This window comes from Pseudomonas sp. PI1, from assembly GCF_000812405.1.
Lineage (GTDB): Bacteria > Pseudomonadota > Gammaproteobacteria > Pseudomonadales > Pseudomonadaceae > Pseudomonas > Pseudomonas citronellolis.
The window spans coordinates 55012-77934 of record NZ_JWMC01000023.1; the positions used below are offsets into that span (position 1 = coordinate 55012).

Here is a 22923-nt window from a genome sequence, read left to right on the forward strand (position 1 = left end):
GCCGACGGCCAGGGATCAACTCAACTTCTGTAGGAATCGTGTAAGTAACGACTTTCATACAGGGGCTAAGCGATTATCGACGCCGACAGTGATTTCTTGAGACGCCCGTTTCAGCTCATGCCTTCGGCCGATGGAGTCTGCGGGCGGGTTCGCAGGATGAAGCCGACCAGCCGCTGGACCAGGTCGCGAGCCAGCGGCAGCCCGGGGTCGTTGTAGGACGCCAGCTGCTTCTTCACGTCGGCCGGGACGATGCGCAGGATGTGGTTCATGCCGGAGATCAACTGCAGCTCGGCGTCCGGCCTTGCGCGCTGCAGCGCCTGGGCGTCGGCCACGTCGACCTGGATGTCGCTGGTGCCCTGCAGGATCAGCGTCGGCTGGCGCACCCGGGCCAGCGCCCGCGCCGGATCGTGGCGGAACAGCGAGATCAGGTAGGGCTGCACGCTGGGGCGGAACAGCGCGTTCAGCTGCGCCGGCACCTCCGGCACCTGGTGGCCGCCGCGCAACCGGTCGAGGATGGCATCGGCCTTCTCCAGCAACGGAGGCGGCAGGCGCACCGAGAGCTGTTCGCGCAGCACCTTGTCGATCGGCCGGCCGCTGCCGGCGATCAGCACCAGGGCCGCGGCCTTGCTGCGTGGCGCGGCCAGGCTGGCGATCAGCGCGCCCTCGCTGTGGCCCACCAGCACCTGCGGGCCGAAGCGCGGGTCCGCGGCCAGCCGGTCGCTCCAGGCCACCAGGTCGTCGACGTAGCCGTCGACGCTCAGCTGCCGTTCGTCCGGCGCGGCGTCGCGGCTGCGGGCGATGCCGCGCTTGTCGTAGCGCAGGCTGGCGATGCCGTTGCTGGCCAGGGCCTCGGCCAGGCGCCGCAGGTAGGCGTTGTTGCCGCCCTCGGGGTTGTTGCCGTCGCGGTCGGTGGGGCCGGAGCCGGCCACCAGCAGGGCCAGCGGCGGCGGGCTGGCGGTCTGCGGCAGCAGCAGGGTTCCGCGCAGCACGCCGTGGCCGGTGTCCAGGTCGTAGGGGCGTTGCAGGATGGTGGGGGAGGCGGCGTAGGTCATTGCGGCGAACAGCCAGCAGGAAAGAAGGGCGATAAGGCGCGGCATGGAAGGCTTCATGGACTGCATGATAGCGGTTTGACGGCGCGCGCCGCGGAAGGTTCGCAGGGCGGTATGTCGCAGGTATACTGCTGGGCCTTTTCGTTCACCCAAGTCTTCCGCGGAGCCTCGCATGTCCGGCAACACCTACGGCAAGCTGTTCACCGTCACCACCGCTGGCGAAAGCCACGGCCCGGCGCTGGTCGCCATCGTCGACGGCTGCCCGCCGGGGCTGGAGCTTTCCCTGGAAGACCTGCAGCGCGACCTCGACCGGCGCAAGCCCGGCACTAGCCGGCACACCACCCAGCGCCAGGAAGCCGACGAGGTGGAAATCCTCTCCGGCGTGTTCGAGGGCAAGACCACCGGCACCCCGATCGGCCTCCTGATCCGCAACACCGACCAGAAGTCCAAGGACTACTCGGCGATCAAGGACCTGTTCCGCCCGGCCCACGCCGACTACAGCTACCACCACAAGTACGGCGTGCGCGACTACCGCGGCGGCGGCCGTTCCTCGGCCCGCGAGACCGCCATGCGCGTGGCCGCCGGGGCCATCGCCAAGAAGTACCTGGCGAGCCTGGGCATCCGGGTGCGCGGCTACATGAGCCAACTGGGCCCGATCGAAATCCCCTTCAAGACCTGGGACAGCGTCGAGCAGAACGCCTTCTTCAGCCCCGACCCGGACAAGGTGGCGGAGCTGGAGGCCTACATGGACCAGCTGCGCCGCGACCAGGATTCGGTGGGTGCGAAGATCACCGTGGTCGCCGAAGGCGTGCCGCCGGGCCTGGGCGAGCCGATCTTCGACCGCCTGGACGCGGAACTTGCCCACGCGCTGATGAGCATCAACGCGGTCAAGGGCGTGGAGATCGGCGCCGGCTTCGCCAGCGTCGCCCAGCGCGGCACCGAGCACCGCGACGAGCTGACCCCCGAGGGCTTCCTGTCGAACAATGCCGGCGGCATTCTCGGCGGCATCTCCAGCGGCCAGCCGATAGTCGCGCACCTGGCGCTCAAGCCCACCTCCAGCATCACCACCCCCGGCCGCTCCATCGACGTGAACGGCAACCCGGTGGACGTGGTCACCAAGGGCCGCCACGACCCCTGCGTGGGCATCCGCGCCACGCCCATCGCCGAGGCGATGATGGCCATCGTGCTGATGGACCACCTGCTGCGCCAGCGCGCGCAGAATGCCGACGTGCGCGTCAATACGCCGGTGCTGGGGCAGCTCTGAGCCAGAAGCTGGAAGCCTGAAGCCCAGATCCGCCACTTCCAGCTTCGAGCTTCCAGCCCATGGCTGCTTCTTTCCCCTACTGGCGCCTGTCCAGCTTCTACTTCTTCTATTTCTGCCTGCTGGGCGGGACCGCGCCTTTCCTCGCCCTGTACTTCCACCACCTGGGCTTTTCCGCCGCGCGCATCGGCGAGCTGGTGGCCATCCCCATGCTGATGCGCTGCGTGGCGCCGAACCTGTGGGGCTGGCTGGGCGACCGTTCCGGCCAGCGCCTGCGCATCGTGCGCTTCGGCGCGCTGTGCACGGCGGCGTGCTTCGCGCTGATCTTCCTCGATCACAGCTACGCCTGGCTGGCGCTGGTGATGGCCGGGCATGCGTTCTTCTGGCACGCGGTGCTGCCGCAGTTCGAAGTCATCACCCTGGCCCACCTGGGTGAGCGCACCGCCAGCTACAGCCGCATCCGCCTGTGGGGCTCGATCGGCTTCATCTGCACCGTGGTCGGCCTCGGCTGGCTGTTCGAAGCCACCAGCCTGGACTATTACCCCGTGGCGCTGCTGGCGATCATGCTGGGCATCGTCGCCGCCAGCTGGTGGGTGCCCAACGCGCAGCCGGCCTGGCGCCACGGCGACGCGCCGGCCAGCGGCTTCCTGGCCCAGCTGCGCCAGCCGGGGGTGATCGCCTTCTACCTGTGCGTGTGCCTGATGCAGCTGTCCCACGGGCCGTACTACACCTTCCTCACCCTGCACCTGGAGGCCCTCGGCTACAGCCGCGGGCTGATCGGCTGGCTGTGGGCCCTGGGCGTGGTGGCCGAGGTGCTGCTGTTCCTGGCGATGCCGCGCCTGCTGGGGCGCTTCAGCCTGCGCCAGGTGCTGGCGGCGAGCTTCCTGCTGGCGGCGCTGCGCTGGCTGCTGCTGGGCAGCCTGGCCGACCACCTGGGCCTGCTATTGTTCGCCCAGCTGCTGCACGCGGCCACCTTCGGCGCCTTCCACGCCGCCGCCATCCATTTCGTCCAGCGCAGCTTCCAGGCGCGCCAGCAGGGGCAAGGGCAGGCGCTCTATGCCGCCCTGGCCGGCACCGGCGGCGCCCTGGGCGCGCTTTATTCCGGCTACAGCTGGGCCAGCCTGGGCCCGGCCTGGACTTTCGCCATCGCCAGTCTGGCGGCGCTGGCCGCAGCCGTTATCATCCGTACCCGTCTGAAAGAGGAGCGGCCATGAGCAACAACCGTGAACACCTGACCCGCCAGATCATCGAGGCCGGGCGCTTCCTGTATGGCCGCGGCTGGTCGCCGGCCACCAGCAGCAACTATTCCGCGCGCCTGGCCGCCGACCGCGCGCTGCTCACCGTCTCGGGCAAGCACAAGGGCCAGCTGGGCGTCGACGACGTGCTGGAGACCGATCTTGCCGGCAACAGCCTCGAGGCGGGAAAGAAACCCTCGGCCGAGACGCTGCTGCACACCCAGCTGTACGCCTGGCGCGCCGAGATAGGCGCGGTGCTGCACACCCACTCGGTGAACGCCACCGTGCTTTCGCGCCTGACCCCCGCCGACCGCCTGGAGCTGGAAGACTACGAGCTGCAGAAGGCCTTCGCCGGCGTCACCACCCACGAGGGCCGGGTGACGGTGCCGATCTTCGACAACGACCAGGACATCGCCCGCCTGGCGGCCAAGGTCCAGCCCTGGCTGGACGCCCACCCGGACTGCCCCGGCTACCTGATCCGCGGCCACGGCCTGTACACTTGGGGGCCGCGCATGGAAGACGCCCTGCGCCAGGTGGAAGCCTTCGAATTCCTCTTCGAATGCGAACTTAAAGTGATCAGCCTTCGCGGCGGCACGCGCTGAGCGAATCCGGCAGTACCCGAGGACCCGAGCATGAGCAGCCTGACCGTCTACCACGAATCCGCCCCCGAGCAGCCGCTGAAGCTGCTGACCCACGCCGAGGACATCGCCGCCACCCTGGCCGAGCTCGGCGTGCGCTTCGAGCGCTGGCAGGCCAGCGCGCCCATCGCCCCCGGCGCCAGCCCCGACGAGGTGCTGGCCGCCTACGCGCCGGAGATCCAGCGCCTGAAGGACGAGCAGGGCTACGTCACCGTCGACGTGGTCAGCCTCAGCGCCGACCACCCGCAGAAGGACGAGCTGCGCGCCAAGTTCCTCGACGAACACCGCCACGGCGAGGACGAAGTGCGCTTCTTCGTCGCCGGCCGCGGCCTGTTCACCCTGCACGTCGAGGACCACGTCTACGCCGTGCTCTGCGAGAAGAACGACCTGATCTCGGTGCCGGCCGGCACCCGCCACTGGTTCGACATGGGCGAGCGCCCGCACTTCGTGGCCATCCGCCTGTTCAACAACCCCGAGGGCTGGGTGGCGAAGTTCACCGGCGACGAGATCGCCAGGCGCTTCCCGCTGCTGGAAGACTGACACCCCGCGCTCTATTTCTTTCGTAGGAGCGGATCTCATCCGCGAATCGCGCCGGAACCTCCGGTCATCGCGGACAAGGTCCGCTCCTCCTACGGATAGCGTTACACCGGAGTTACCATGCCGATCAAAGCCATCCTCACCGACATCGAAGGCACCACCAGCGCCGTCAGCTTCGTCTTCGACGTGCTCTTCCCCTATGCCGCCGCGCACCTGCCGGATTTCGTCCGCGAGCACGCCGGCGAGCCGGAAGTGGCCGCGCAGCTGGACGCGGTGCGCGCCGAGAGCGGCGAAGCCGGCGCCGACGTCGAGCGCTGCATCGCCATCCTCCTGCAGTGGATCGCCGAAGACCGCAAGGCCACGCCGCTGAAAGCGCTGCAGGGCATGGTCTGGGCGCAGGGCTACCGCGCCGGCCAGCTCAAGGGCCACGTCTACCCGGACGCGGTGGAGGCGCTGCGCCGCTGGAAGGCCGAGGGCTATGACCTGTACGTCTACTCCTCCGGCTCGATCCAGGCGCAGAAGCTGATCTTCGGCTGCTCCGAGGCCGGCGACCTGGCGCCGCTGTTCTCCGGCTACTTCGACACCACCAGCGGGCCCAAGCGCGAGGCCGCCTCCTACGCGCGCATCGTTGAGGCCATCGACCTGCCGGCGGAGCAGGTGCTGTTCCTCTCCGACGTGGTGCAGGAGCTGGACGCCGCCCGCGAAGCCGGCCTGGCAACCATCGGCCTGGCCCGCGAGGGCGGCGCCCTGGAAGGCCACGAGACGCAGGCGAGCTTCGCCCTGATCGACCCGGCCCGCTGCTGAGGCCGCCGCCGTCTATGCTGGAGGGCACACCTCCAGCAGCGGGAGCGGCGCCATGGGTTCGACCTTCAACGGCCTGATCGGCCTGATCATCTTCGCCCTCGACGTCTGGGCGATCATCAGCGTGCTCAAGAGCAGCGCCGACGTACCCATCAAGATCATCTGGGTGTTGGTGATCCTCATCCTGCCGCTGCTCGGGCTGGTGATCTGGGCGATCGCCGGGCCGAAGGGCAACGTGCGGGTGTAGCGGGGGCGGGGTTTTCGTAGGAGCGAGCTTGCTCGCGAATGGAGTTTGCCGGTTGGCATTGGTGTTTCGGATCGATTCCGCTCCCTCCCCCCAACCCTCTCCCTGAAAAGGGAGAGGGTTGGGGGGAGGGGCGGAGTCTCCCCGAAATACGAAAACCACCTGGAAACCCCATCAAACCAACTCCAACTCCCGCGATTCCCCCACCATCACCCCCTCCAGCCGCAGCAGCGCCTCCTTGCGCGGCAGGCCGCCGCCGTAGCCGGTGAGGCTGCCGTCGCGGCCGATCACCCGGTGGCAGGGGATGATGATGCTGATCGGGTTGGCGCCGTTGGCCGCGCCCACCGCGCGCACCGCCTTCGGCCGGCCGATGCGTTCGGCCAGGTCGGCATACCAGGTGGTGTGGCCGTAGGGAATCTGCGTCAGCGCGTGCCAGACCTGGCGCTGGAACTCGGTGCCCTGGGGCGCCAGGCGCACCTCGAAGACCTTGCGCTTGCCGGCGAAGTATTCGTCCAGCTGCTTCATTACGTCGTCGACCTGGCTGCTGGCCTCGCGCCAGTCCGGGCCCGGCTCGTGGCCTTCGAAGGGGGTCATGTAGAGCATGCGCAGGCCCTGTTCGTCGCCGGCCAGCAGCAGGCGGCAGAGGGGGCTGTCGTAGTAGCGGTAATGCATGGCTTCATCCTCCGATGCGGCTGCCTTGCGAATAGGCTTGCCAGAGATAGACGGCGGCGTAGGCGCGCCAGGGGCGCCAGGCCTCGGCGCGGCGTTGCAGGTCGCGGGCGCTGGTGCCGGCCTCGCCCCAGACCGGCGACTTGAGCAGGCCCAGGTCGGCGGTGGGGAAGGCGTCGGCCTCGCCGAAGGCGCGCAGGGCCACGTATTCGGCGGTCCAGGGGCCGATGCCGGGCAGCTCGCAGAGGCGTTTCACCAGCGCTTGCGCGCCATCCTCCACGTGCAGTTCCAGGGCGCCTTCGGCCACCGCGGCGGCGAAGCGCTGCAGGCTGGCCACACGCTTGCCGGGCATGCCGATGCCGTCCAGGTCCGCCTCGGCCAGGGCCCGCGGGGTAGGGAAGAGGTACTGCGGGCCGTCGGCCACGGCGTTGCCCAGGGGCTGGCCGAGGCGCTGCACCAAGCGGCCGGTGATGGTCACCGCGGCCTTTACCGTGACCTGCTGGCCGACGATGGCGCGCACCGCCTGCTCGAACGGATCGAAGGCGCAGGGCAGGCGCAGCCCTGGCCAGGCTTCGACGAGCGGGCGCAGCAGCGGGTCGGCGCCCAGGTGCGCGGCCACCGCCCGCGGGTCGCTGTCCAGGTCGAACATCTTGCGCACCCGCGCGGCCAGCGGGGCGCTGTCGGCGCCGGCGCCGTCCAGGTGCAGCTCCAGGCGCAGCGCCGGCTCGTCGGCCAGCGGGCGGATGTCCATCCAGCCGGGCACGCCATCCAGGCGCAGGCTGCGTCGGTAATGCGCCTCGCCCAGGGTTTCCACCCCGGCCAGGCGGCGCAGGGCGAAATGGGCGTGGAACTGTGCCCAGTTCCAGGGCGGCTGGTAGGGCAGGTGCAGGACGAGGGGCGTGATGGGTGCGTTCATGGCGCTGACCATAACCCGCCGCCGCCGCGCTGTCGTCCCGCAGCTGGCTTTCAAACTGAGCGGGCAAAGTGAGCGGGCAAAGTGAGTAGGCAAGGTGAATGGGCGAAGTGCGCGGGTTCGACCTGTCATGCCTTGCACAGTAGAATGCGCGCCTTTCACGGCCGGCCCTCGGCCCGCTTCATTCACCGTTGAACCGGGAGACCGCCCATGCGCGATTACCAGGAAACCCTCTACGAAGGCTACGGCCAGCGTTTCAGCGTCGACCAGCTGCTCCACGAGGTGCGCACCGAGCACCAGCACCTGGTGATCTTCGAGAACGCCCGCATGGGCCGGGTGATGGCCTTGGACGGGGTGATCCAGACCACCGAGGCCGACGAGTTCATCTACCACGAGATGCTCACCCACGTGCCGATCCTTGCCCATGGCGCGGCCAGGCGCGTGCTGATCATCGGCGGCGGCGACGGCGGTATGCTGCGCGAGGTGTGCAAGCACGCCGGCGTCGAGCACATCACCATGGTCGAGATCGACGGCACCGTGGTCGACATGTGCAGGCAGTTCCTGCCGCGCCACTCCAACGGCGCCTTCGACGATGCGCGCCTGGACCTGGTGATCGACGACGGCATGCGCTTCGTCGCCACCACCGAGCGCAAATTCGACGTGATCATCTCCGACTCCACCGACCCCATCGGCCCGGGCGAGGTGCTGTTCTCCGAGAACTTCTACCAGGCCTGCCACCGCTGCCTGAACCCGGGCGGCGTGCTGGTCACCCAGAACGGCACCCCGTTCATGCAGCTGGACACCGTGCGCAACACCGCCGGTCGGATGAACGGCCTGTTCGCCGACTGGCACTTCTACCAGGCAGCAGTGCCCACCTACATCGGCGGCGCCATGACCTTCGCCTGGGGCGCCCTTGAGCCCGCCCTGCGCCGCGTGCCGCTGGAAACCCTGCGCCAGCGCTTCGCCGCCAGCGGCATCGCCACCCGCTACTACAACCCGGAAATCCACCAGGGCGCCTTCGCCCTGCCGCAGTACGTGCTGCAGGCCATCGGCAAGCCGCACAACGACTGATCCGCAAGCGCCGTTGTCGGAACCATCCGGCGGCGGCGACTCTTTTTTCACTTGCGTTGGGCATAATCCGACACCTTGACGGCATTTTCTTAAGGTCTGGCTAATTTTCACCGACTAGAATGCGCCGCCCGCTCCACGTCCGGCTCCCGGACGTGGAGCCTCCGCACCTCCCCGCAGGGGAGGGCGCCCGAACCGAACGTTGCACAGAACGGAACCTGAAACATGGGCCAATCGGAAGTCCTGAATACCCGCCAGCGCGCCGCCAACCTGGCGCGCGCCACGGTGTCCAGCCACCTGGGGTTCATCCTGCTCGGCAGCCTGGCGCTGATGCTGATGTTCTCCCTGCTGCGCCTGGCGCTGCTGATCTACAACCGCGAGCTGATCGGCGACACCCCGGCCAGCGCCTTCGTCGAGGCCTTCGTCACCGGGCTGCGCTTCGACATCCGCGCGGTGATCTTGATAGTCGCGCCGATGATCTTCGCCCTGGCCAGCGTCACCGCCATGCGCTGGCGCATGTTCTGGCGCCTGTGGCTGACCGCCCTGGCCAGCCTGACGCTGTTCCTCGGCGTGCTGGAGCTGGACTTCTACCGCGAGTTCCACCAGCGCCTGAACAGCCTGGTGTTCCAGTACATGTCCGAAGACCCGAAGACGGTCATGAGCATGATCTGGTACGGCTACCCGGTGGTCCGCTACCTGCTGGCCTGGGCCATGGCCACCTGGCTGCTGTTCATGCTGTTCCGCGGCGTCGACCGCGCCACCCGGCCCAGCGCCGTGGGCGCCTCGGCCGCCGCCTGGTACCTGCGCGTCGCCGCCCTGCTGGTGGTGGTGCTGGTGGCCGGCGTCGCCTACCGCGGCACCCTGCGCCAGGGCCCGCCGCTGCGCTGGGGCGATGCCTTCACCACCGACTCGATGTTCGCCAACCACCTGGGCCTGAACGGCTCCATGACCCTGCTCAAGGCCGCCGAGGACCGCTTCGGCGAGGACCGCGCGAACATCTGGAAGGCCACCCTGCCCGACGACCAGGCCCGCGACACCGTGCGGCAGATGCTGCTGACGCCCAACGACAAGCTGGTGGACGCCGACGACGCGGCCATCCGCCGCGACTTCACCCCGCCGGCCGAAGGCACGCTGCCAGGCGTGAAGAACGTGGTGGTGATCCTCATGGAAAGCTTCGCCGGCCACTTCGTCGGCGCCCTGGGCGCGCCGGGCAACATCACCCCGTACTTCGACAAGCTGTCGAAGGAAGGCCTGCTGTTCACCCAGTTCTTCTCCAACGGCACCCATACCCACCAGGGCATGTTCGCCACCATGGCCTGCTTCCCCAACCTGCCGGGCTTCGAGTACCTGATGCAGACGCCCGAGGGCGGCCACAAGTTCTCCGGCCTGCCGCAGCTGCTCAGCGCGCGCCAGTTCGACGACGTCTACGTCTACAACGGCGACTTCGCCTGGGACAACCAGTCCGGCTTCTTCGCCAACCAGGGCATGACCACCTTTGTCGGCCGCAACGACTTCGTGAACCCGGTGTTCTCCGACCCGACCTGGGGCGTGTCCGACCAGGACATGTTCTCCCGCGGCAACGAGGAACTGGACCGCCTGGCGGCCAGCGGCAAGCCCTTCTACGCCCTGCTGCAGACGCTCTCCAACCACGTGCCCTACGCACTGCCCAAGGACCTGCCGGTGGAGCGCGTGACCGGCAACGGCAGCCTCGACGAGCACCTGACCGCCATGCGCTACTCCGACTGGGCGCTGGGCCAGTTCTTCGAGAAGGCCAAGAAGTCGCCGTACTACAAGGACACCCTGTTCGTGGTGGTGGGCGACCACGGCTTCGGCGCGCCGGAACAGTTGACCGAGATGGACCTGTTCCGCTTCAACGTGCCGCTGCTGATCATCGCCCCGGGCATCCAGGAGAAGTACGGCGCCAGCCGCGACACCGTCGGCACCCAGATCGACATAGTGCCGACCATCATGGGCCGCCTGGGCGGCGAGGTGCGCCACCAGTGCTGGGGCCGCGACCTGCTGAACCTGCCGGCCGGCGACAAGGGCTTCGGCGTGATCAAGCCCTCGGGCAGCGAACAGGTGGTGGCCATCCTTTCCGGCAACCGCATCCTGATCAAGCCCAAGGAAGGCGACATCCGCGTGTACGACTACCAGGTCGGCGCCCATCCCAAGGCCGAGCGCGTGCAGGGTGTGCCGGACGAGGCCGAGCTGAAGAAGCGCCTGGAATCCTTCATCCAGACCGCGACCAAGAGCCTGCTGAACAACACCACCGGCGTGGTGGACAGCAAGCCGGACAGCGACTGACCGGCGCGTGACGGAGAAGGGGCCTGCGGGCCCCTTTTTCGTGGGCGGCGCTTTAAGATTTGGTTATAAATTAAGTCGATATTGATATAAGCGCTTATAAGGAAAGCCGCTATCCTGCCCGCCGGTTTTCGCAAGCCGTTCACGGCTTTCAGGAAGGGTTGATGGAATTCGGCGTCCTTGGTTTCGTTGTCGCAGGCTTGCTGGTCGGGTTCATCGTGGGCATGACCGGCGTCGGCGGCGGTTCGCTGATGACGCCCATCCTGCTCTGGTTCGGCATCAACCCGGCGGCCGCCGTGGGCACCGACCTGCTGTACGCGGCCATCACCAAGTCCGGCGGTGTGCTGGTGCACACCCGGCACAAGAACGTCGACTGGCGCATCACCGGCTGGCTGACCCTCGGCAGCGTGCCGGCGGCGGGCCTGACCCTGCTGTTCCTGCACAGCCTGGGCGCCGACACCCAGGCGCTGAACACGGTGATCAAGCACGCCCTGGGCGTGGTCCTGCTGCTCACCGCCCTGGCCATCCTGTTCAAGCAGAAGCTGCTGGCCTTCGCCCACAAGCATGCCGGCGACCATTACCACCTGGGCGGCGCCAGCCTCAACGGCCTCACGATTCTCACCGGCGTGGTGCTTGGCGCGATGGTCGCGCTGACTTCCATCGGCGCCGGCGCGCTGGGCACGGTGGCGCTGTTCGTGCTCTATCCCTTCCTCGCCACCCGGCGCCTGGTGGGCACCGAGATCGCCCACGCGGTGCCCCTGACCCTGGTGGCCGGCCTGGGCCACGCCAGCATGGGCAACATGGACTGGCAACTGCTGGGGTACCTGCTGTGCGGTTCGCTGCCGGGGATCTACCTGGGCAGCCATCTGTCCGGGCGCATTCCCGACAACGTCCTGCGGCCGTGCCTGGCGGTGATGTTGTTCAGCATTGGCTACAAGCTGGTGTTCTGATCCGGTTCGGCGGTTCTCCCGGTTCGTGGGAGCGAGCTGGCTCGCGAGTGGAGCTTCCCGGCGGTGTAGGCGCTCTTGACCCCTACGGCACTGCGCCGGCAGATGCTCCAGTCACTACCGCGCGAATGAAAAAAGCCGCGCAGGAGTGAGGCGCGGCTGGAAGCGGCGGGCGTCGGGAGGGGCCCGCCGAAAGCGTCGGCTTCAGTGGTGCCCGCAGAGGGCGTCGCGGCCACGTTCGCCGAGGATGTTGAACAGCAGGTTGAGCAGCACGGCCCAGATCGCGGTCATGGCGATGCCGCTGTGGGTGATCGGTTCCATCCAGGCGGGCAGGGCGGCGAAGAAGTCCGGGCGCACCACCGGGACCATGCCCATGCCGATGCTCACCGCCACCAGCAGCTGGTTGCGGCGGTCGACGATGTCCACCTCGTGGAGGATGCGGATGCCGCTGGCGGCGACCATGCCGAACATGGCGATGCCGGCGCCGCCGAGCACCGCCGGCGGGATCGAGGCGACCACGTAGGCGGCCTTGGGCATCAGGCTGAGGAGGATCAGGAAGCCGCCGGCGGCCACGGTGACGAAGCGGCTGCGCACCCCGGTCATCTGCACCAGGCCGATGTTCTGGGCGAACGACGAGTGGGTGAAGGTGTTCATGAAGCCGGCGAAGAACGACGCCGTGGCATCGCACAGCAGGCCGCGGCGCAGGCGCCTGGGGCAGATCTCGTCGTCGGTGATCTTGCCCAGGGCGAGGAACATGCCGGTGGACTCGACGAAGATGATCAGCACCACCAGGCACATCGACAGCACCGGCGCCAGGTGGAAGCTGGGCGCGCCGAAGTGCAGCGGGGTGACCACCTCGAAGGCCGGGCGGGCGTCGATGCCGGACAGGTCGACCATGCCCATGGCGCTGGCGACGATATAGCCCAGCAGCATGCCGATGAGCACCGAGACGTTGGTCCAGAAGCCCTTGAGGAAGCGGTTGACCAGCAGGATGGCGGCCAGCACCAGGCTGGACAGGAACAGGTATTCCAGGGCGCCGAAGTTGGCCGCGCCCTTGCCGCCGCCGGCCCAGTTGATGGCCACCGGGAACAGGCACATGCCGATGGAGGTGATCACGGTGCCGGTCACCAGCGGCGGGAAGAAGCGCACGATGCGGCTCATGAAGGGCGCGACGAGCATGCCGAACAGGCCGGCGGCGATGGTCGCGCCGAAGATGCCGTTGATGCCCACGCCGGGCATCCCGGCCATGGCCACCATGCTGCCGACGGCGGCGAAGCTGGCGCCCATCATCACCGGCATGCGGATGCCGACCGGGCCGATGCCCAGCGACTGCACCACGGTGGCGATGCCGGCGACCAGCAGGTCGGCGTTGATCAGGAAGGCGATTTCCTCGCGGGACAGGCCGGCGGCCTGGCCGACGATCAGCGGGACGGCCACGGCGCCGCCGTACATCAGGAGCACGTGCTGGAATCCCACCAGCAGCAGTTGCAGCAACGGCAGACGCTGGTCGGCGGACGAGCCGGCCGCGTGGCGCTCAGTTACCTCGGACATGCAACACCTCGATTTTTATTGTTGTGTCACTGGTGGACGCCGATCAGGCTCGGCGGCCGGGTAGTACTGGCTCGCCACACCCCCGGGGCCGTGCGGGTGAAGCGGTGCGGGACTTTATAGCGTCGATGTGTATTCGCTTCAATATGTTTTTGTATACAACTCTCCGGTCGGCTTGTGAATGATGGGTTTCGGGTCGCTCTAGGCCGCGTGTTCCGTGGTCTTGGCGGGATGTAGCCGTAGGTCGGGTGGGACTACATTTTTATTTCATGGGTTCGATGTTCCTGCAGGTGGGTTCAAAGCCTCGTAGGATGGGTTGAGCGAAGCGATACCCATCGCCACGGCAACATGGGTTTCGCAAGCTCAACCCATCCTACGAAGAGCGCCCCTGACGCAGTCGGTAAGATAGTTGCTCCTACAACTCGCCAGCTCGCCGTGAGCCCCCGCGGGCATAAAAAAACCGCACCCGAAGGTGCGGTCTTTCTGGTTCCGGCGAACCGCGGTGGCTCAGTTGGTCTGGGCGCCCTTGGCGATCCAGTTGCCGAGCAGGTTGCGCTCGTCCTGGGTCATCTGGGTGATGTTGCCCAGCGGCATCACCTGCGAGGCCACGGCCAGGGCCTGGATCTTCGCGGCCTGGGCCTGGATCTGCTGCGGGGTGTCGAACATCACGCCGGCCGGGGCCGCGCTGAACAGCGGGCTGGTCGGCTTGGCCGAGTGGCAGGCCACGCAGCGCTCCTGGATCACGTGATGAACCTTGTCGAAATCCACGCCAGCGGGCGCCGAGGCTTGCGCCTGGGCCTGCGCGGCGGCGGGCTTGTCGGCCGCTTCCTTGGCGCGTTCGGCGGCGGTCTTGCCGCCGATGGCGGTTTCCGGCAGCGGCTGGTACTGCACCTGCGCGGCGTTGCCGGCGGGGGCGGCGCTCTGCAGCGTCGGGCCGGTGACGAAGGCCAGGGCGATCATGCCCACGGCGCCGGCGGGCAGGGCCCAGGCCATGCCGTTGCCGTTGTGGCGGGTGTTGAAGTAGTGCCGCACTATCACCGCCAGCGCCGCGATGCACGCCAGGATCAGCCAGTTGTAGTGGCTGCCGTAGGTGCTCGGGAAGTGGTTGCTGATCATGATGAACAGCACCGGCAGGGTGAAGTAGTTGTTGTGGCGCGAACGCAGCAGGCCCTTGGCCGGCAGCACCGGGTCGGGCTCGCGGCCTTCCTCGATGGCCTTAACCAGCGCGCGCTGGGCCGGCATGATCACCCGGAACACGTTGCCGACCATGATGGTGCCGATGATCGCGCCGACGTGCAGGTAGGCGCCGCGGCCGCTGAATACCTGGCTGAGCAGGTAGGCGGCGAGCACCAGCAGGGCGAACAGGATGGCGCCGAGCAGGGCGGGGGTCTTGCCCAGCGGCGAGTCGCACAGGCCGGAGTAGATGAACCAGCCGGCGATCAGCGAGCCGATGCCGATGGCGATGGCCGCGGCGGGCGCCAGGTCGCTGCCCGGGGCCACCAGGTACAGGCTGGGGTTCAGGTAGAAGACGATGGTCAGCAGGCACACGCCCGAGAGCCAGGTGGAGTAGGCCTCCCATTTGAACCAGTGGAGGTTGTCCGGCATCTTCGGCGGCGCCAGCTTGTATTTCTCCAGGTGGTAGATGCCGCCACCGTGGATCGCCCAGAGGTCACCCGAGAGCCCCTCGCGCGGGTTGACGCGGTTGAGGTTGTTTTCCAGCCAGACGAAGTAGAACGAGGCACCGATCCAGGCGATGCCGACGATCATGTGAATCCAGCGAACCAGCAGGTTCGCCCATTCGATGAGATGTGCTTCCACAGTCATTACCTCTTGCCCGGGCGCCGGCGTCGCGGCGGACGGGCCTCTCTTATTAGTTTAGTTGGGGGTCGAGGAGCAGTTGCTCGTCCTCGGTGAAGAAATGCTCGTCGCAGTTGTTGCCGGAACCGCTGCGATCGACCACCAGGAAGTCATCCCGCTTTTCGATCGTCAGCACCGGGTGGTGCCAGACGCCGCGGTGGTAATTGATGCCCTGCCTTCCGTTGGTCAGGAAGGCGCGGACAAGGCCCGGTACAGGTACGTCGCCAAGTGGCGCGACCACGACCAGAAAGGGGTTGCCGAGCAGCGGGACGAAGGCCTGGCTGCCCAGCGGATGACGCTCCAGCATGCGGATGCGCAAGGGCATCTCCAGTGCTTCGGCGCTGAAGATGCTGATGATCGCCTTATCCTCGGGCTGCGCGGTCTCGACCGTGGCGAGCTTGTGATAGCGGCGGGTGGAACCGTTGTTGATCATGAAGTGGGCGCTGCCCTCGGTCTCGATGACATCACCGAACGGGGCGAAGGCTTCCTTGGTCAACGGTTCGATCTTCAGGGTACGCATGGCTGGTCACTTGTATTTGTTGTACTGAACCCGGGCGGGGCCCGGGAACCGCTTTTTCCGTCACTCCCGCGAACGCGGGGGCCCAGTGTCTCTGGCCCCCCGCGCCAGCGGGGACGACGGCGGTGTTTCGCTTACCTGGCCACCTTGCCGAACAGGCGCAGACGGCTGACGCCACCGTCCGGGAAGATGTTCAGGCGCACGTGGGTGATCGGGCCCAGTTCCTTGATCTGCTCGATGAAGGTGTGCTCGTTGTGCATCTGCAGCTTCTGGCTGGGCAGCAGTTCGCGCCAGTACAGGCTCTGGGTGGCGATCTGGCTGTCGGTGCCGCCCTTCACGAAGGCCGCCTGGATGTTGCAGCTCTCCGGGTAGTTGCCCTTGAAGTGCAGGGTGTCGACGACGATCTTCTCGACGATGCCGGCGTGGCCCAGCGCGACAATCACCCAGTCGTTGCCCGGGGTGCGGCGGCGGCCGGTTTCCCAGCCGTCGCCCATGTTCACGCCGCGGCCGGGGTTGAGGATGTTGCTCATGCGGCCGAAGTGTTCGTCGGAGCAGGCGAGGGCGCGGCCGCCGTTGAGGGCCGCGGCCAGGTCGACCTGCTCGTCGGGATTCTGCTTGGCCCAGTCGCGGAACGGGATGCCGTACACGCGCAGGCGCGCCACGCCGCCGTCCGGGTAGATGTTCAGACGCAGGTGGGTGTAGGGGCGCTCGTCGTTGATTTCGTGGTAGTGGTGGCTGTTGCCTTGCAGCTCGACGGAGGACAGCACTTCGGTCCACTGGGTGTCGTCGTTCGGCTCGCCTTCGGCGACGAAGCAGCCGTCGAGGGAGGCCGACGGCGGGAAGTTGCCGGTGAAGAAGCTGGTGTCGATGTCCACGCCCTTGATCGAGCCCGGCACGCCCAGGCGGATCACCGCGTGGTCATAGCCTTCGAAGCGCTTGCGGCGGGATTCCCAGCCGTCCATCCACTTGCCGTTGTCGTCGAATACGCCTTCCTTCCACACCGCGGGGGTGGGCTGCAGCATGCGGCTGGCAGCGGCGAACCATTCGTCGGTGACGCTGATCACCTTGCTCCCCAGGCGCTCGTCGGCCAGGTTGACGAATTTCTCGAAGGGAGCGTTGTAGGTTCTCATCTTGTTCTCCTTGGTGACGTGAATTTCCGGTTGCGCGGCTCAGAGCTGCTGCAGGCGGAACATCGCGATCTTGTTGATCTCGGCCAGGGCGGTCTGGAATTCCTGCTCCGGCGTGTTGTGGATGCGCTCCTCGAAGGCCGCGAGGATCTGGTGGCGGTTGCTGCCCTTCACCGCCTTGATGAAGGGGAAGCCGAATTTCGCCTTGTACGCATCGTTGAGTTCGTTGAAGCGGGCGAATTCCTCGGCAGTGCATTCGTGGATGCCGGCGCCGGCCTGCTCGGAGGTGCTGGAGGCGGTCAGCTCGCCGCGCACCGCGGCCTTGCCGGCGAGGTCCGGGTGAGCATTGATCAGTGCCAGCTGGGCTTCATGGCTGGCCGACAGGAGGATGTCGGCCATGCGCTGCTGCAGGCTCTCGATGTCGTTGAGGCTTTCGTCCACGCCCAGGTCGTAGGCCTTCTCGGCCACCCAGGGGGAGTGCTCGTAGATGTCGGCGAAGGCGGCGACGAAGGCCGCGCGGTCGAGGCTGGCCGGGGTGAGGGTCTGGAAGCGGCTCATGCCTGGCTCTCCTTGAACGGGTGCTTTTCGTGCCAGTGGCGGGCGATGTCGACGCGGCGGGCGATCCAGACCTTTTCAAAGCCCTTCACGTACTGGATGAAGCGCTCCAGCGCGGCCAGGCGCGCCGGGCGGCCGAGCAGGCGGCAGTGCATGCCGATGGAGAGCATCTTCGGCGCGCCCTCGGCGCCTTCGGCGTAGAGCACGTCGAAGGCGTCCTTGAGGTATTCGAAGAAGTCGTCGCCCTTGTTGAAGCCCTGCACCTGGGTGAAGCGCATGTCGTTGGTGTCCAGGGTGTAGGGGATCACCAGGTGCGGCTTCTCGGCGGTGCTCTGCGGGTCCCAGTAGGGCAGGTCGTCGTCGTAGGTGTCGGAGTCGTAGAGGAAGCCGCCTTCCTCGCGCACCAGGCGCCGGGTGTTCGGGCCGGTGCGGCCGGTGTACCAGCCCAGCGGGCGCTCGCCGGTCAGCTCGGTGAGGATGCGGATGGCTTCCAGCAGGTGCTCGCGCTCCTGGGCCTCGTCCATGTACTGGTAGTCGATCCAGCGGTAGCCGTGGCTGCAGATCTCGTGGCCGGCGGCGACCATCGCCCTGATCACGTCCGGGTGGCGCTGGGCGGCCATGGCCACGGCGAAGATGGTCAGCGGCAGGTCGTATTTCCTGAACAGCTTGAGCAGGCGCCAGACGCCGGCGCGGCTGCCGTATTCGTAGAGGGATTCCATGCTCATGTTGCGCGCGCCCTGCAGCGGCTGGGCGGCGACCATCTCGGAGAGGAAGGCCTCGGATTCCTTGTCGCCATGGAGGATGCAGCGCTCGCCGCCTTCCTCGTAGTTGAGCACGAAGGACAGCGCGATGCGGGCGTCGCCCGGCCAGTGCGGGTGGGGAGGGTTGTCGGCGTAACCGATCAGGTCGCGTGGGTAGTCAGCGCTCACTGCAGTGTTCCTTCTTGTTGGGGGCGGCGCGGGCGGTAGGGCGTGCGTCACCGTGTTGCGAGACATTGTATACAAGTTGTGTGGCCGTATGTAAATACAATCCCGCGTGCCGATTTCGCCATCCGTCGTCATCCGCATCCGTCGGTAAAGCAAGCAAACTACCTGCCCGAACGGTCAGCCCGGCGGGCTGTGGCCTTCCTGGCTCCGGCTGCGGATCGAAATGCCGCGTGCTGGTGCGTGGGTGCCGTTTCGGGGCGCTGGAGCAAATTTTTTGTATACAATGTTTGGGTGATGGCGTATTTTCGTCCCATCCAACCCACCCGGCCGGCCGCTGCCTGCGGGGTGCAACCCACACCACACCGAGAAGGAGGACGGCGTCCGCCGGCCGCGCCGGGGATGCCCAGAGCCCATGGGACGTTTGACGACGCACGTACTGGATTCCGCCCACGGCTGCCCCGGCCATGGCATCAAGGTCGAGCTCTACCGCGTGGAAGGCCAGCAGCTGGAACTGGTCGCCACCCGCGTGACCAACGACGACGGCCGCTGCGACGAGCCGCTGCTGCAGGGCGAGGACTTCCGCGCCGGGGTCTACCAGCTGCAGTTCAACGCCGGCGACTACTACCGCGCCCGCGGCGTGCAACTGCCGCAGCCGGCCTTTCTCGACCAGGTGGTGCTGCGCTTCGGCATCGCCTCGGAAAGCGACCACTACCACGTGCCACTGCTGATCTCGCCGTACAGCTACTCGACCTACCGCGGCAGCTAGGCCGCCACCGACTTCCCACCCGACTCTTCGTGGAGTCCCATCGGCCCGCCTCTGGCGGGTCTTTTTTTGCCTGTGCGCTCTTGCGCCGAGGTGCTTTCGTAGGATGGGTTGAGCGAAGCGATACCCATCGGGCCATGGCGATGGGTATCGCTCCACTCCATCCCAACCGCGTTCCCATGTAGGAGCGCGCCCTGCGCGCGAAATCGCGGGCAGGGCCCGCTCCTACAGGTTGATGCCGAACCTCTCGTTCGCGCAGGACAGCTCCCTCTCCCTTCAGGGCGGGGCGCGCAGTCGAGGGTTGGGGAGAGGGGCGGAGTCAGCCCTGAACACGATTGCTGCCGGTAAACACCGTTCGCGAGCAAGCTCGCTCCTACGAAAAGCGTTGGCGCCTGTAGGAGCGAACTTGCTCGCGAACGGTTCTATGGACCTCAGCGGCTCAGCAACGAAGCCCCGCCGGCGGTGGCGAAGAGCGCGGCGCTGCCGCGGTTGAACCAGGCCTGGCCCTTGCCCGAGCGCAGGAAGCGCGCCGCGCCGCGGGCGCTGAGGCCGTAGAACAGCTTGCAGGCGAAGTCGAGCAGCGCCCAGGTGAGGATCATCACCAGCAGCTGCTGCCACAGCGGATGGTCGGCCTTGAGGAACTGCGGCAGGAAGGCGGCGAAGAACAGGATGTCCTTCGGGTTGCTGGCGCCCAGGCCGAAGGCCTTCCAGTACAGGCTGCGGAAGCCCGGGTTGACCGGCATCTCCTCGGCGGCGCGCGGCTGGCCGGCGATGCGCGATTCCTGCCAGCTCTGCCAGGCCAGGTAGAACAGGTAGAGCGCGCCCAGCACCTTGAGCACGCTGAACAGCTTCTCCGAGGCCAGCAGCAGCGCGCCCAGGCCCAGGGCCGAGGCGCTGAGCAGGCAGATGGAGGCGCTGACCCCGCCGAGGAAGGCCGGCAGCGAACGGCGCAGGCCATAGTTGAGGCTGTTGCTGACCATCAGCAGCGACAGCGGGCCGGGAATCAGGATCACGATCAGGGCGGCGCTGCTGTAGAGCAGCCAGGTTTCCAGGTTCATCGCGGGCTCTCGAATGCAAAGGCCCCGACGCAGGCATGCGTCGGGGCCGTGGCGGGGCCGCTCCAGATTACAGGAAGATGAATTTGGCTACAAATATTGCACAGAGTGCATACAGACTGACGGTCACGTCCTTGTGGCGGCCGGTGAAGACCTTCATCGCCACGTAGGTCACGAAGCCCATGGCGATGCCGTCCGCCACCGAGAAGGTCAGCGGCATCATGATCACGGTGACGATGGCCGGGATAGTCTCGGTGTGTTCCTGCCAGTCGATGTGCGCCAGGCCGCCCATCATCAGCATGGCCACGTAGATCAGCGCGCCGGCGGTGGCGTAGGCGGGGATCATGCCGGCCAGCGGGGCGAAGAACATGGCGGCGACGAACAGCGCGCCGACGGTCACCGCGGTCAGCCCGGTGCGGCCGCCGGCGGCCACGCCCGCGGCGCTTTCCACGTAGCTGGTCACCGGCGGCACGCCGAGCACGGCGCCGACCACGCTGGAGGTGCTGTCGGCCTTCATCGCCTTGGACAGGTTTTCGATGCGGCCGTCCTCGCGCACCAGATGGGCGCGCTGGGCCACGCCCATCAGGGTGCCGGCGGTGTCGAACATGTGCACGAAGAGGAAGGCCAGGATCACGCTGATCATGGTCACGTTGAAGGCGCCGGCGATGTCCATGGCCAGGAAGGTCGGCGCCAGGCTCGGCGGCATCGAGAACACCCCGCCGAACTGCACCAGGCCCAGGGCGATGCCGGCCACGGTGACGGTGAGGATGCTGATGAGGATGCCGCCGAACACCCGGCGGTATTCCAGCACGGCGATCATCAGGAAGCAGATCGCCGCCAGCAGCGGGCCGGGCTTGGTCAGGTCGCCCAGGTGCACCAGGGTGGCGGGGCTGGCGACCACGATGCCGGCGGTCTTCAGGCCGATCAGCCCGAGGAACAGCCCGACCCCCGCGCCCATGGCGAAGCGCAGGCTCGGCGGGATGCTGTTGAGCAGCCATTCGCGGATGCGCGAGAAGGTCAGCACCATGAACAGCACGCCGGAGATGAACACCGCGCCCAGGGCGATCTCCCAGCTGTAGTTCATGGTCTTGACCACGGTGTAGGTGAAGAAGGCGTTGAGGCCCATGCCCGGCGCCAGGCCCACCGGCCAGTTGGCGTACAGGCCCATCAGGAAGCAACCCAGGGCGGCGGCCAGGCAGGTGGCGACGAAGGCCGCCCCGTGGTTGACCCCGGCGTCGGCCATGATGTTGGGGTTGACGAAGATGATGTAGGCCATGGTGATGAAGGTGGTCAGGCCGGCGGCCAGTTCCGTCTTCACCGTGGTGCCGTGCTGGCTGAGCTTGAACAGGCGTTCGAGCAGGCCGGTGGCGGGTGGGCTGGAGGCGACAGCGGTTTGTTGTTCTTGTTTGGTGCTTTCCACAGCGGGTACTCCTCAACGCTCTTGTTGTTGGTCCTTGCCGTCGGCTGGTTCACCTGCGTCCCTGGCTCGGCGGAAGGCTTGAGGGTGTGTTCTTGACTTGCGAGTCAGGAAGTCACGCCGCGATTATGAGGTTGTATACAAAAAAATCAAATAATGTTTCGTACCTGTCTTCCGCCTTCTTCCAAACAATTCATCGGAAGATTCGCTCAGGCATTGCGCGGAATTTGTACAGAGGGGACGGCTGAATGCCGCATGGCAGGGGGGATGCGCCGGGTGCGCGGTGCTGGGCATTTTGTGTACACTGGTGGCCATCATTTCGTCGCGCCCGCGTACCTGGTAGCGGATTGCCCAGGCCGCCGGTCCGCCCAACAAGGTTGAGGATCCATGACCGACCCGCTGCAACAGATCAAGAAGCCGGCGCGCAACGGCAAGAGCCGTACCGGCACGCAGGACGAGATCGTCTACGCGCACATCTTCGACGCCATCCTCGAACAGCGCCTGGCGCCGGGCACCAAGCTGAGCGAGGAGGCCCTGGGCGAAATCTTCGGCGTCAGCCGCACCATCATCCGCCGCGCCCTGTCGCGCCTGGCCCACGAGCAGGTGGTGCTGCTGCGCCCCAACCGCGGCGCGGTGGTGGCCAGCCCGAGCATCGATGAGGCCCGGCAGATCCTCTTCGCCCGGCGCACCGTCGAGCGCGCCATTACCGAGCTGGCGGTGGACAACGCCAGCGCCGAGGCCCTGGCCGAGCTGCGCGAGATGGTGGTGCAGGAACAGGCCAGCTTCGCCCGCGGCGACCGCGGCGCGGGCATCCGCCTGTCCGGCGAGTTCCACCTCAAGCTGGCGGAAATGGCCAGGAACGCCCCGCTGGTCAGCTTCCAGCGCAGCCTGGTGTCGCAGACCTCGCTGATCATCGCCCAGTACGAGGCGGGCGGCCGCTCGCACTGCTCGTTCGACGAGCACAACGAAATCCTCGACGCCATCGAGAAGGGCGAGAAGGAGAAGGCCGTGACCCTGATGATGCACCACATGGCGCACATCGACGACAAGCTGAACCTGGAAGGCGACAGCGCCTCGGGCGACCTGCATGCGGTGTTCTCGCATTTGCTCGGTGGCAAGAAGAAGGGCGGGCGTACTGCGGCGCGTTGAGGTTTAGGCCAATGAAAAGCCCCGCCTGAGTGCCGTAATGCTGTTCACTTAAGCGATATGTGGTAGTTCAGCGAAGGTGCGCCAGCTTGGCCTCGCTCCCTCACCCCAGCCCTCTCCCAAAGGGAGAGGGGGCTGTTCGGAGCGTGCGGGGAGTTCGGCGTCATCCCGGAACGCCTGCCTCCTCTCGTCATTCCCGAGAACGCGAACCCTGGGTTCGCGAGCAAGCTCGCTCCTACGAAAAGCCAAAGCGCATTCGCTCTGGCTTTTGGACTTCCAGAGAAATACCCGAGCGCACCGGAACGCCCCTTCAGAAGGCCGAGCGAAACCGGCGCTCAGGAGGTCATGC

The 22923-nt window shown here is 67.1% G+C and carries 22 protein-coding genes; 11 read left to right on the top strand and 11 right to left on the bottom strand.

All coding sequences use genetic code 11. The features are described from left to right. Window positions 1-110: 110 nt before the first annotated feature. Window positions 111-1109, bottom strand: coding sequence for an alpha/beta hydrolase (locus tag RN02_RS09980; protein WP_061563302.1), 999 nt, complete (start codon window positions 1107-1109; stop codon window positions 111-113). Between the two features lie 112 nt (window positions 1110-1221). Here RN02_RS09980 and aroC point away from each other — a divergent pair, with 112 nt between their 5' ends. The 6 genes from aroC (at window position 1222) to RN02_RS10010 (ending at window position 5768) form a co-directional block, all read left to right on the top strand. Then, window positions 1222-2313 carry a chorismate synthase gene (aroC, locus tag RN02_RS09985; protein ID WP_043314287.1) on the top strand — a complete coding sequence of 364 codons (1092 nt, stop codon included), beginning with the start codon at window positions 1222-1224 and terminating at the stop codon, window positions 2311-2313. A 59-nt stretch (window positions 2314-2372) separates the two neighbouring features. Continuing rightward, window positions 2373-3524, top strand: a complete 1152-nt coding sequence (locus RN02_RS09990; RefSeq protein ID WP_043314288.1) for an MFS transporter — start codon at window positions 2373-2375, stop codon at window positions 3522-3524. Continuing rightward, entirely contained in the window at window positions 3521-4147 is a 627-nt protein-coding gene (locus RN02_RS09995) for a methylthioribulose 1-phosphate dehydratase (RefSeq protein WP_043314289.1), read from the top strand. The genes RN02_RS09990 and RN02_RS09995 overlap by 4 nt, the downstream gene beginning before the upstream one ends. A 30-nt stretch (window positions 4148-4177) precedes the next feature. Then, window positions 4178-4723, top strand: coding sequence for a 1,2-dihydroxy-3-keto-5-methylthiopentene dioxygenase (locus RN02_RS10000; RefSeq protein ID WP_009618648.1), 546 nt, complete (start codon window positions 4178-4180; stop codon window positions 4721-4723). A 117-nt stretch (window positions 4724-4840) separates the two neighbouring features. Next, entirely contained in the window at window positions 4841-5524 is a 684-nt protein-coding gene (mtnC, locus tag RN02_RS10005) for an acireductone synthase (RefSeq protein WP_043314290.1), read from the top strand. Between the two features lie 52 nt (window positions 5525-5576). Then, on the top strand, window positions 5577-5768 hold the full coding sequence (locus RN02_RS10010) for a PLDc N-terminal domain-containing protein (RefSeq protein WP_043272153.1): 192 nt from the start codon (window positions 5577-5579) through the stop codon (window positions 5766-5768). A gap of 171 nt (window positions 5769-5939) precedes the next feature. Here the strand turns inward: RN02_RS10010 and RN02_RS10015 are convergent, their stop codons facing one another. Then, window positions 5940-6437, bottom strand: a complete 498-nt coding sequence (locus RN02_RS10015; protein ID WP_043314291.1) for a methylated-DNA--[protein]-cysteine S-methyltransferase — start codon at window positions 6435-6437, stop codon at window positions 5940-5942. A 4-nt stretch (window positions 6438-6441) separates the two neighbouring features. Next, window positions 6442-7350, bottom strand: coding sequence for a DNA-3-methyladenine glycosylase family protein (locus tag RN02_RS10020; protein WP_043314311.1), 909 nt, complete (start codon window positions 7348-7350; stop codon window positions 6442-6444). A gap of 207 nt (window positions 7351-7557) precedes the next feature. Here RN02_RS10020 and speE point away from each other — a divergent pair, with 207 nt between their 5' ends. From speE to RN02_RS10035, 3 genes are all read left to right on the top strand, one after another. After that, window positions 7558-8418 carry a polyamine aminopropyltransferase gene (gene speE / locus RN02_RS10025; RefSeq protein WP_043314293.1) on the top strand — a complete coding sequence of 287 codons (861 nt, stop codon included), beginning with the start codon at window positions 7558-7560 and terminating at the stop codon, window positions 8416-8418. Between the two features lie 222 nt (window positions 8419-8640). Continuing rightward, window positions 8641-10719 (top strand): LTA synthase family protein, encoded by a 2079-nt coding sequence (locus RN02_RS10030; protein ID WP_043314294.1) that lies wholly within the window; start codon window positions 8641-8643, stop codon window positions 10717-10719. Between the two features lie 161 nt (window positions 10720-10880). Beyond that, entirely contained in the window at window positions 10881-11666 is a 786-nt protein-coding gene (locus RN02_RS10035) for a sulfite exporter TauE/SafE family protein (protein WP_043314296.1), read from the top strand. A gap of 201 nt (window positions 11667-11867) precedes the next feature. Here RN02_RS10035 and RN02_RS10040 read toward each other — a convergent pair whose 3' ends face one another. From RN02_RS10040 to puuE, 6 genes are all read right to left on the bottom strand, one after another. Next, window positions 11868-13214, bottom strand: coding sequence for a nucleobase:cation symporter-2 family protein (locus RN02_RS10040; protein WP_043314297.1), 1347 nt, complete (start codon window positions 13212-13214; stop codon window positions 11868-11870). A 504-nt stretch (window positions 13215-13718) separates the two neighbouring features. After that, window positions 13719-15029, bottom strand: coding sequence for a urate hydroxylase PuuD (locus RN02_RS10045; RefSeq protein ID WP_043314298.1), 1311 nt, complete (start codon window positions 15027-15029; stop codon window positions 13719-13721). A gap of 52 nt (window positions 15030-15081) precedes the next feature. Next, the gene (locus RN02_RS10050) at window positions 15082-15588 is read right to left on the bottom strand and encodes an ureidoglycolate lyase (protein WP_009618668.1); all 507 of its coding nucleotides are present in this window, start codon (window positions 15586-15588) and stop codon (window positions 15082-15084) included. A gap of 131 nt (window positions 15589-15719) precedes the next feature. After that, on the bottom strand, window positions 15720-16715 hold the full coding sequence (gene alc, locus RN02_RS10055) for an allantoicase (RefSeq protein WP_043314299.1): 996 nt from the start codon (window positions 16713-16715) through the stop codon (window positions 15720-15722). A gap of 39 nt (window positions 16716-16754) precedes the next feature. Beyond that, window positions 16755-17270 (bottom strand): 2-oxo-4-hydroxy-4-carboxy-5-ureidoimidazoline decarboxylase, encoded by a 516-nt coding sequence (gene uraD, locus RN02_RS10060; RefSeq protein WP_009618673.1) that lies wholly within the window; start codon window positions 17268-17270, stop codon window positions 16755-16757. After that, complete coding sequence (gene puuE, locus RN02_RS10065) at window positions 17267-18196, bottom strand: allantoinase PuuE (protein WP_043314300.1); 930 nt, start codon at window positions 18194-18196, stop codon at window positions 17267-17269. Before puuE ends, uraD begins: the two co-directional genes overlap by 4 nt. 409 nt (window positions 18197-18605) lie before the next feature. Between puuE and uraH the strand changes: the two genes are divergently transcribed. Beyond that, a complete protein-coding gene (uraH, locus tag RN02_RS10070) occupies window positions 18606-18959 on the top strand; it encodes a hydroxyisourate hydrolase (protein ID WP_009618677.1) in 354 nt (117 codons plus the stop codon). A 428-nt stretch (window positions 18960-19387) separates the two neighbouring features. Here uraH and RN02_RS10075 read toward each other — a convergent pair whose 3' ends face one another. Both RN02_RS10075 and RN02_RS10080 read right to left on the bottom strand, forming a co-directional pair. Continuing rightward, entirely contained in the window at window positions 19388-20014 is a 627-nt protein-coding gene (locus RN02_RS10075; protein WP_009618679.1) for a LysE family translocator, read from the bottom strand. Between the two features lie 67 nt (window positions 20015-20081). Continuing rightward, a complete protein-coding gene (locus tag RN02_RS10080; protein WP_043314301.1) occupies window positions 20082-21431 on the bottom strand; it encodes an NCS2 family permease in 1350 nt (449 codons plus the stop codon). Between the two features lie 384 nt (window positions 21432-21815). Here RN02_RS10080 and RN02_RS10085 point away from each other — a divergent pair, with 384 nt between their 5' ends. Beyond that, window positions 21816-22577, top strand: coding sequence for a GntR family transcriptional regulator (locus RN02_RS10085; RefSeq protein ID WP_043272143.1), 762 nt, complete (start codon window positions 21816-21818; stop codon window positions 22575-22577). Window positions 22578-22923 lie beyond the last annotated feature (346 nt).